The following is an 8962-nucleotide window of genomic DNA, read 5'->3' as shown; positions in this document are numbered from 1 at the left end:
GCTGGTAGCCGTACGGGTCCTGCCCGTACACCGGCTGCCCGTACTGGTCGTACTGCTGGTCGTACTGCTGCTGCTCGTACGACTGCGGCTGCTGCGGCTGCTGCTGTGGTTGCGGGAACTGCCCGCCCTGTCCGCCCTGCTGGTACCCGTCGTACCCCTGGTAGCCCTGCTGCTGGTAGCCGTACGGGTCCTGCCCGTACACCGGCTGCCCGTACTGGTCGTACTGCTGGTCGTACTGCTGCTGCTCGTACGACTGCGGCTGCTGCTGCGGCTGCGGCTGCTGTGGTTGCTGCTGCTGCGGGTTCTGGTAGCCCTGGTACGGCTGCTGGTACTGCCCGGTGGACCAGTCCTCCGGCCGCCGGCCGTCGCTGCGATCAGTCATGCACCGCTCCTGGATCAGTCCCCGCGCGGCGCGTACAGCGCCCGCTTGTCGATGTAGCGGACCACGCCGTCCGGGACGAGGTACCAGACGGGCTCACCCTTGGCGACCCGGTTGCGGCAGTCCGTGGAGGAGATGGCCAGCGCCGGGACCTCCACCAGGGAGACCCCGCCCACCGGAAGCCCGGCGTCCGACAGAGTGTGCCCCGGGCGGGTGCATCCGATGAAGTGGGCCAGCGAGAAGAGCTCGTCGGAGTCGCGCCAGGAGAGGATCTGGGCGAGCGCGTCGGCGCCGGTGATGAAGAAGAGGTCGGCGTCCGGGTGCAGGGCGTGCAGGTCGCGCAGGGTGTCGACGGTGTACGTCGGGCCCTCGCGGTCGATGTCGATCCGGCTGACCGAGAACTGCGGGTTCTCGGCGGTGGCGATGACCGTCATCAGGTAGCGGTCCTCGGCCGGGGTGACGTGGCGGTCGCTCTTCTGCCACGGCTGCCCGGTCGGCACGAAGATCACTTCGTCCAGGTGGAACGCGCTCGCGACCTCACTGGCGGCGACGAGGTGGCCGTGGTGGATCGGGTCGAAGGTGCCGCCCATCACGCCGAGGCGCTTCTTCACCGGTTCCGGTCCGCCGGGATTCCCGGCCTGCTCTCCCATGCCGCCACACCTTACGCGACACCCGTTACGGTGCGGGAACGGCCGGGTGGGGGTTCTCCGCAGATGCGTGAGGGAGCGGCCGGCCGGTGGCCGGACGCTCCCCGAGCGGTCCGCGCGGCCGGCTCAGCGGTCCCGGTTGAAGCGGGTGGTGATGAAGAGCAGGACCAGCAGGATGAACAGCGCGGCGCCACCGGTCAGGGCCGGGTTCAGGCTGTCGTGGTTGCCCCCCTCGCCCTCGGCGAGAAGGTTCAGAACGGGGAGTGCGGCAGCAGTGCTCATGGTCGGCGGGACCTTCTCGGCTCGGGGAACGGACCTGGGGGTGGTTCCGGGCCGGTGAGGGCCCACCCGTCATCGTACGGGGGGTTACACGGCAACCGCTCGGCGGCCCACCGCCGCTGACCGGGCGTGAGCACGAGCCGGGGGCGAGGGCCGGGAACGGGCCGCGAGCCGGCCGGGAACGGGCCCGGCGACAGGCCCGGGAGAGCGGCCCTAGTTGTTCTTGAAGGCGCGGGCCATGATCCAGACCAGCAGGCCGATGCCCACGAAGGACGCGACCACGATGATCCGCAGGAACAGGCCCGGGCCGGTCTCGTCGGAGATGGGCGCGGCCAGGCTGACAAGCGTGTCGGTGGACATCTGCGGGGGCTCCTCGAACTGCTCGGTACCGCGGCCGGGTCCGGTCTCGGTCGTCCAGGACTCAGGTTAAACCGGCCTCACACCGACGCCGCCCACCGGCCCCGGTGACGCGCCCGCCGCCCCCGGGACGCTCCGCGCGTACGCTGCCCCCGGGGACGAGTACGCAACCGCGCGCGTTGCACAGACAGTCGTTGCAGGCGAAGACCAACGGGGGGCGGGCCAGCGGGCCGCGGCCGCCGTCGACCAGGAGGTACTCAGACCATGACCGACACGACCGTGAAGGCCCCGAGCCGCCGCCGCGAGCGCTTCCCCGGAATCTCCACCCGGGCCTGGGAGCACCCGGCGGACCGCTCGGCCCTGGTCGCGCTGCGCAAGCTCACCGGCTTCGACGACATCCTGAAGAAGCTCGCCGGTCTGGTCTCCGAGCGGGCGATCCGGCTGATGTTCCTGGCCACCGCCGTGAAGACCTCCGAGCGCCAGTTCCCGGAGCTGCACGACATGGTGCGGGACGCCGCCTACGTGCTCGACCTGGAGCAGGTCCCCGACCTGTACGTCTCCCAGGACCCGACGGTCAACGCCTACTGCATCGGCATCGACACCCCGGTCATCGTGGTCACCAGCGGCCTGGTCGAGCTGCTCGACGAGGAGGAACTGCGCTCCGTCATCGGCCACGAGGTCGGCCACGCGATGTCCGGCCACGCCGTCTACCGGACGATGCTGATGATCCTCACCAACATCGCCACCCGGATCGCCTGGGTGCCGCTGGGCAACCTGGCGATCACCGCGGTCATCACCGCGCTCAAGGAGTGGTTCCGCAAGGCGGAGCTGTCCAGCGACCGGGCCGGCCTGCTCGCCGGACAGGACCTCCAGGCGTCCATGCGGGCCCTGATGAAGCTGGCCGGCGGCCACAACCTGGCCGAGATGAACGTCGACGCCTTCCTGGAGCAGGCCGAGGAGTACGAGAAGGCCGGCGATCTGCGCGACGGCGTGCTCAAGGTGCTCCAGCTGCTGCCGCAGACCCACCCCTTCGCGGTGGTGCGGGTCGCCCAGCTGAAGAAGTGGGCGGAGAGCGACGACTACCGCTCGATCGTGGCCGGCGCCTACCCGCGCCGCGCGGACGACCCGGACGCCTCGGTCTCCGAGCAGTGGAAGGCCGCCGCCGACCACTACACCAGCTCGGTCAAGGAGAGCAAGGACCCGCTGATGGGCCTGCTCCGGGACGTCGCCGGCGGCGCGGCGACCGTCGGCGGCAAGCTCCGCGACACCTTCACCGGCGCCGCCGGCCGCAACGGCTCCTCGGGCAACGGTTCCTCGGGCAACGGCTCCTCGGGCTCGGGTTCAGCGGGCTCGGGTTCCGCGGACCGCGACGGCAGCTGACCCCCGGGGCCGCGACGACCGCCGGCCCACCCCGACCGCGACGGCGGCCGGTGTCCCGTCCGGGGCACCGGCCGCCTCGCCGTTCCACGGCCGGGGCACGCCTCAGCCGCCCGCCAGCACCGCGCACACCTGCCAGCCCGGCCGGGCGTGGTTGCCGGGGTCGACCGGCGTCGGCGGCGCGACCGCCGTGCCCTGCTCGGTGGCCAGCACCGGCTGCAGGAAGCCCGCCATCGAGGTGTCGCAGGGCTCCGGACCGGCCTGCACCACCGAGTCCACCAGCCGCAGCTGCGCCGAGGCCAGGTCGACCCGGTCGAACTCGAAGGTCAGCTGCCGCCGCACGGTCTCCAGGGTGACCGGCGCTCCGGCCGGGGCCCCGGCCGGCTTCAGCGCGTAGACGAAGGTGTGGTCGGTGGTGATCTGCAGGGTCCCGCCGTCCGCCTCGTCGATCCGCATCGCGCCGGCCACCTTCACGGTGTTCGAGGCCAGCGCGACCTGCGCCGGGTCGAAGCGGACCATCCAGCCGGTCACCGCATGGTGCCGGTCGTCCACCGGCTGCGCCACGCTCGCGTCGAACTCCGCCTGCTCACCGGGCGTGACGAAGGCCCGCACGTCGGCGGTGGCGCCCTGGACCAGCGCGGCCGGGGCCAGCGAGGAGGCGACCAGGTAGCGCTGGACGGTGTCGAGCGCCTTGGTCACCTCGACCCGGCTGAAGTGCTCGGTGGCGGCCCCGGTCGGGGTGTTCAGCCCGATCGTGCCGTCCCCGTACCCGGGCTGCAGCGCGGTGAACGGGTCCGCCGGGTCGGCGACCGGGTGGACGGCCGACGCCGGGCTCAACGCGACCAGGCTGACGGTCAGTTGACTGCCCTCGGGCCGCACCGCGGTCCCCCTCGGCGAGCTCACGCCGAAGTACACCGCGGTCCCGAAGGCGAGCAGGATGAGCAGCAGCAGGATGAGCGCCTGGCGCGGGACGGTGCCCAGCGGGCCGAGCCGCACCCGCGGCCGGGTGGCCTTGCCGAAGGAGCCGGCCAGCCGCTCCCGGGCGGACAGTTCCTGGATGCGGGCAGCCCGCACGAACGATTCGTCGAACACGACGGACCGGAATTCGTCCTCGTTGCCGGAACCGCCCTCGGGCGTACCCTCCGGAGGCTCTCGCGGGTCACCCACACCACCAGGGTAGGCCGACACCGGCGCCGCCACGAGGGTGCGGGCGCACATTCCCGGGAACGCTCAGTGACCACCGCCCCCGGGCGTGCGCCCGCGCCCGGGGCGATGGCATCGGCCCGCCCTAGCCCGCCGGTGCCGTGACCACCAGCGGGGGATCGGCCGGGGCCTGCCCCGGATCGACCCCGGCGCTGCTGGTGCCGGACTCGGGGCGCCGGGGCGCTCCCGCGGAACCGCCCACGCCCTGGTAGATCGCCGCGACCGCGATCGCCACCAGGCCCACGCCCATGATCACGGCGAGCACCCAGGCCACCGGCCGGTGCCACCGCTGCTGGGCCACGTACCGCCCGCGGGAGCGCACCGGGTCGTAGCCGCGTCGCCACCGCCGCCGGACCCGGCGGTCGGCCGCCCGGTCCGGCCCCGACCAGGGATCGGGGTAGAGGTGGTCCGCGTCGAGCCCGCTCGGGTACGGGCGCAGTTCCAGCGGCAGTCCGTCCCCCGCAGGGACGTCACAGCCCCAGCCCGGGCCCGCGGCGTCCGGCTCGAACCGGGCCTCGGCGGCGGCGAGTTGCCGCTCCTTGGCGGTCGGCTCGTGCACGGCGGCGGACCGGACGAAGGCCTCATCGAAGACCACGGTGGCGAACTCGTCGTCCGCACCACCGTGGTCGGCGCCGTCGGGGTACGGGAAGCCCCCCACATCCTCAGCCACGGATTCAGCGTATTACCGGCCGGGCGATTTGTCTGTGGCTCCCGGCAGTTGGTCCGTCACACGTGTGACGGACGCCCCTCACCCGGCGTTCAGCGGCCGTGCGCGTCCCCGCCCACGGTCTGCGCCGCCTCGCCCCGCACGTGCCCGTCACCAGTGACGATGTACTTGGTGCTGGTCAGCTCGGGCAGGCCCATCGGGCCGCGGGCGTGCAGCTTCTGGGTGGAGATGCCGATCTCCGCGCCGAAGCCGAACTCACCGCCGTCGGTGAAGCGGGTCGAGGCGTTGACGGCCACCGTGGTGGAGTCGACCAACCGGGTGAACCGGCGGGCGGCGGCCTGCGAGGTGGTGACGATCGCCTCGGTGTGGCCGGAGGACCAGCGGCGGATGTGCTCGACGGCGGCGTCCAGCGAGGGCACCACCGCGGCGGCCAGGTCCAGCGAGAGGTACTCGGCGCCCCAGTCCTCGTCGGTGGCCGGCACCACGGTGGCCGGGCCGCCCTCGGCGGCCTTCAGCACCGCCTCGTCACCGTGCACCGTCACCCCGGCCTCGGCGAGCGCCGCCAGCGCGAGCGGCAGGAAGGCGTCCGCGACGTCCTGGTGGACCAGCAGCGTCTCGGCCGCGTTGCAGACGCTGACCCGCTGCGCCTTGGAGTTCAGCAGGATGCCGACGGCCATCGCCAGGTCCGTCTCGGCGTCCACGTAGACGTGGCAGTTGCCGGTGCCGGTCTCGATCACCGGGACGGTGGAGCCCTCGACCACGGTGCGGATCAGCGAGGCGCCGCCGCGCGGGATCAGCACGTCCACGTGGCCGCGGGCGCGCATCAGCTCCCGCACCGAGTCCCGGCTCTCCCCCGGCACCAGCTGGACCGCGTCGGCGGGCAGCCCGGACGCGGCGACGGCGTCGCGCACCACGGCGACCAGCGCGGTGTTGGAGCGGTAGGCGGAGGCGGAGCCGCGCAGCAGCACCGCGTTGCCGGACTTGAGGCAGAGCGCGGCGGCGTCCGCGGTGACGTTCGGGCGGGCCTCGTAGATGATGCCGACCACGCCGAGCGGCACCCGGACCTGCCGCACGTCCAGGCCGTTGGGCAGGGTGTAGCCGCGCACCACCTCGCCGACCGGGTCGGGCAGGCCCGCCACGTCGCGCACGTCGGAGGCGATCGCGGCGATCCGCTCCTCGGTCAGGGTCAGCCGGTCGATCACCGACTCGGCCGTGCCGGCCGCCCGGGCCCGCTCCACGTCCTCGGCGTTGGCCGCGACGATCTCGGCGCCGCGGGCCACCAGGGCGTCCGCGACCGCCAGCAACGCGGCGTCCTTCGCGCCGCGCGGCAGCGGGGCGAGCGCGGCGGCGGCCTCCCGGGCTCGGCGCGCTACGGCGAGGACGGGGCTGTCGGCGGTGGCGAGGTCGCTGGTCATGCCGCCAAGGGTAGCGACTGCACCCGCCCCGCCCGGGCGGTATTTCGCCCGGTGAGACGCCGCTCCGCCGGTCCCGGCCCGACGATCGCCGGCCCGAGGGGGGCGCCCGGCCGCCGGGGACGGCCCGGCACGGGACGGCTCAGTACGAGGCGGCTCAGTACGGAGCGGCTCAGTACGGGGCGGCTCAGTACGGGGCGGCTCAGTACGGGGCGGCTCAGTACGGGTGCACGCCGCCCAGGTGCGGCGGCGGGTCGCCGAAGCCCTCCGCCACCCGTTTGTGGTACGTCGCCCGGTCGACCACCTCCAGCCCGACGATCTCCCAGGGCGGCAGGTTCGCGGTGACCTTGTGCTCGCCCCACAGCCGCAGCGCGATGGCCGCCGCGTCGTGGAGGTCCCGGGCCTGCTCCCAGTAGCGGATCTCCGCGTGGTCGGCCGCGTAGCGGGCGGTCAGGAAGAACGAGTGGTCGTGCGCCAGCTGCTCCAGTGAGGCGCGCAGCGAGGGCAGCGGGGTGACCTGCCCGGCCACGCTCAGCACCACGTGCCACAGCCGCGCCTGCTCGGGCACGGTGGGCGGCTGGGCCGCCCGGTCGCGTTCGGGCCGCATCCTGCGCACCCCGCCGGGCCTCTGCGGCGGCGGACCGGCCGGCTCGGCGGGGCCGTCCCCGCGCCCGCCGTCGATGCTGGTCAGCCGCCGGCCCGCCGTCCCTGCGGTCAGCGCTGCCTCGCGCCTGCGTTCCACCGGCGGCCTCCTGTTCGGCGATGTCCTGTCGTCCCCACCGGCCCCGTCGACCCTCGGCCGACCGGTACGGCTGCGCCCCTCCTCGCCCGTGGCCGGGCCGCTCCCGGTACGGAGCGGTCCGCCGTGCGCGCTGCGCCGATCGGCCGGGCGGCCGGTGCCGGCCCGCCGGGCCGGTCAGCCGCGCAGAACGACCAGGTCGTCGCGGTGGACGACCTCGCGCTCGTACGCGGCGCCGAACTCCTGGGCCAGGTCGCGGGTGGACCGGCCGAGCAGGCGGGGCAACTCCCTCGCATCAAAGTTGACCAGTCCGCGAGCCACGATGTGGCCGTTTTCGGCAAGAAGGTCCACCGGATCACCCGCGGCGAACTCCCCGTCGACCTTGGTGACCCCGGCCGGCAGCAGCGAGGCGCCGCCGGAGACGACCGCCCGGACGGCACCCTCGTCCAGGTGCAGCGCCCCGCGCGGGCTGCTCGCGTGGGCCAGCCAGAGCATCCGGTCGGAGGTCCGGCTTCCGGTGCGCAGGAAGAGCGTGCCGGTGGGCCGGCCGGCCAGCGCGTCGGCGGCCTGGCTGGCGGCGGTGAGCACCACCGGGATGCCGGCGCCGGTGGCGATCCGGGCCGCCTCGACCTTGGTGACCATGCCGCCGGTGCCGACCCCGGCCTTGCCGGCGCTGCCGATCTCGATGCCGTCGAGGTCCTGCGGGCCGCGCACCTCGGCGATCCGGCTGGTGCCGGGGCGGGACGGGTCGCCGTCGTACAGGCCGTCCACGTCGGAGAGCAGCACCAGCAGGTCGGCGCGGACCAGGTGGGCGACCAGGGCGGCGAGCCGGTCGTTGTCGCCGAACTTGATTTCGGCGGTGGCGACGGTGTCGTTCTCGTTGACGATCGGCATCGCGCCCATCGCGAGCAGCTGGTCCAGGGTGCGGTAGGCGTTGCGGTAGTGGGCGCGCCGGCTGGCGTCCTCGGCGGTGAGCAGCACCTGGCCGACCCTGATCCCGTACCGGGCGAAGGAGGCGGTGTAGCGGGCGACCAGCAGGCCCTGGCCGACGCTGGCGGCGGCCTGCTGGCGGGCCAGGTCCTTGGGCCGCCGGTCCAGGCCGAGCGGGGCCAGGCCGGCGGCGATCGCGCCGGAGGAGACGAGCACGACCTCCGGCGCCCCGGGGCGGCCGCGCAGCTTGGCGAGCGCGTCCACCAGGGCGTCGACGCGGTCGGCGTCCAGGCCGCCGGCCGCCGTGGTCAGGGAGGAGGAGCCGACCTTGACGACGATCCGCCGCGCGGTCAGCACCTCGTCCCGCAGAGAGTCCTCGCTCATCTCGCTGTACGCCCTTCCGGTGTGGTGCGGGTACGGCGGGGCCCGGGCCCGGCCGTCACCCCCGCAATCTACGCGATCGGCGCAGGTCACCCGCCGGGTGTTTCACCGGCTGGACCCGGCCCGGTCACGGGCCCGCCACAGCCCGTCCGGCAATCCGGATGACTGGTATGGTCCCTGACCGCAAGCCAGATCGGGGGACGGCTTCTTGCCCGCTGGACCCATGTCGTCATCGACCCTTCCTGTCACGACGGGCGGCGCCGCACTGGGCAAAGGCCGGCAACGGTCGCGGCCGTGCGCCCAGGAGAAATGCGCACCATGCGTTCGTACACCACCAAGCTGACCTTCGCCGCGCTCGCGGCGGCCACCGCCCTGTCGCTCGCGGCCTGCGGGCCGGACAACGCCGACCCGGCCGCACCGGCGGGCGGCTCGACCGGTGCCGCTCCGGCGCCGACCAGCGGCGCTCCGGGCACCGCCACCGGAGGTGCCGCCACCGGGGGCACCGCGACCGGCGGCGCGGCCGGCGGTTCGACCGCGGCCCCGTCGGGTGCGGCGACCGGCGGAGCGGCGGCCGGCGGCGCGGGCACCGCC

The 8962-nt window shown here is 74.3% G+C and carries 10 protein-coding genes and 1 pseudogene; 2 read left to right on the top strand and 9 right to left on the bottom strand.

The window, feature by feature from the left end; all coding sequences use genetic code 11:
• From ACFVGO_RS38930 to ACFVGO_RS38915, 4 genes are all read right to left on the bottom strand, one after another.
• A partial coding sequence (locus ACFVGO_RS38930) for a hypothetical protein (protein WP_380636890.1) occupies positions 1-382 on the bottom strand: 382 nt, incomplete at its 3' end.
• Positions 383-396: 14 nt separating this feature from the next.
• Positions 397-1029, bottom strand: a complete 633-nt coding sequence (gene nadD, locus ACFVGO_RS38925; RefSeq protein WP_049658574.1) for a nicotinate-nucleotide adenylyltransferase — start codon at positions 1027-1029, stop codon at positions 397-399.
• Between the two features lie 123 nt (positions 1030-1152).
• A complete protein-coding gene (locus tag ACFVGO_RS38920; RefSeq protein ID WP_359910967.1) occupies positions 1153-1308 on the bottom strand; it encodes a hypothetical protein in 156 nt (51 codons plus the stop codon).
• Between the two features lie 210 nt (positions 1309-1518).
• A complete protein-coding gene (locus ACFVGO_RS38915; RefSeq protein ID WP_359910966.1) occupies positions 1519-1665 on the bottom strand; it encodes a hypothetical protein in 147 nt (48 codons plus the stop codon).
• Positions 1666-1926: 261 nt separating this feature from the next.
• On the opposite strand from ACFVGO_RS38915, the gene ACFVGO_RS38910 reads away from it, so the two are divergent.
• Positions 1927-3042 carry a M48 family metallopeptidase gene (locus ACFVGO_RS38910; protein ID WP_380348042.1) on the top strand — a complete coding sequence of 372 codons (1116 nt, stop codon included), beginning with the start codon at positions 1927-1929 and terminating at the stop codon, positions 3040-3042.
• Between the two features lie 102 nt (positions 3043-3144).
• Here the strand turns inward: ACFVGO_RS38910 and ACFVGO_RS38905 are convergent, their stop codons facing one another.
• From ACFVGO_RS38905 to proB, 5 genes are all read right to left on the bottom strand, one after another.
• Positions 3145-4206, bottom strand: a complete 1062-nt coding sequence (locus ACFVGO_RS38905; protein ID WP_380636886.1) for a hypothetical protein — start codon at positions 4204-4206, stop codon at positions 3145-3147.
• Positions 4207-4327: 121 nt separating this feature from the next.
• Positions 4328-4912 carry a hypothetical protein gene (locus tag ACFVGO_RS38900; RefSeq protein ID WP_359910959.1) on the bottom strand — a complete coding sequence of 195 codons (585 nt, stop codon included), beginning with the start codon at positions 4910-4912 and terminating at the stop codon, positions 4328-4330.
• 89 nt (positions 4913-5001) lie between these two features.
• Positions 5002-6324, bottom strand: coding sequence for a glutamate-5-semialdehyde dehydrogenase (locus ACFVGO_RS38895; RefSeq protein ID WP_380636884.1), 1323 nt, complete (start codon positions 6322-6324; stop codon positions 5002-5004).
• Positions 6325-6538: 214 nt separating this feature from the next.
• A complete protein-coding gene (locus tag ACFVGO_RS38890) occupies positions 6539-7063 on the bottom strand; it encodes a hypothetical protein (RefSeq protein ID WP_359910956.1) in 525 nt (174 codons plus the stop codon).
• A gap of 174 nt (positions 7064-7237) precedes the next feature.
• A complete protein-coding gene (gene proB / locus ACFVGO_RS38885) occupies positions 7238-8374 on the bottom strand; it encodes a glutamate 5-kinase (protein ID WP_359910954.1) in 1137 nt (378 codons plus the stop codon).
• A gap of 306 nt (positions 8375-8680) precedes the next feature.
• Between proB and ACFVGO_RS38880 the strand changes: the two are divergent.
• Positions 8681-8962 (top strand): annotated as a pseudogene (locus ACFVGO_RS38880) (hypothetical protein); the annotation flags it as partial.

It is taken from the genome of Kitasatospora sp. NPDC057738 (genome assembly GCF_042798815.1).
Classification (GTDB): domain Bacteria; phylum Actinomycetota; class Actinomycetes; order Streptomycetales; family Streptomycetaceae; genus Kitasatospora; species Kitasatospora lactacystinica.
This window is presented reverse-complemented; position numbering and strand designations above follow the sequence as displayed.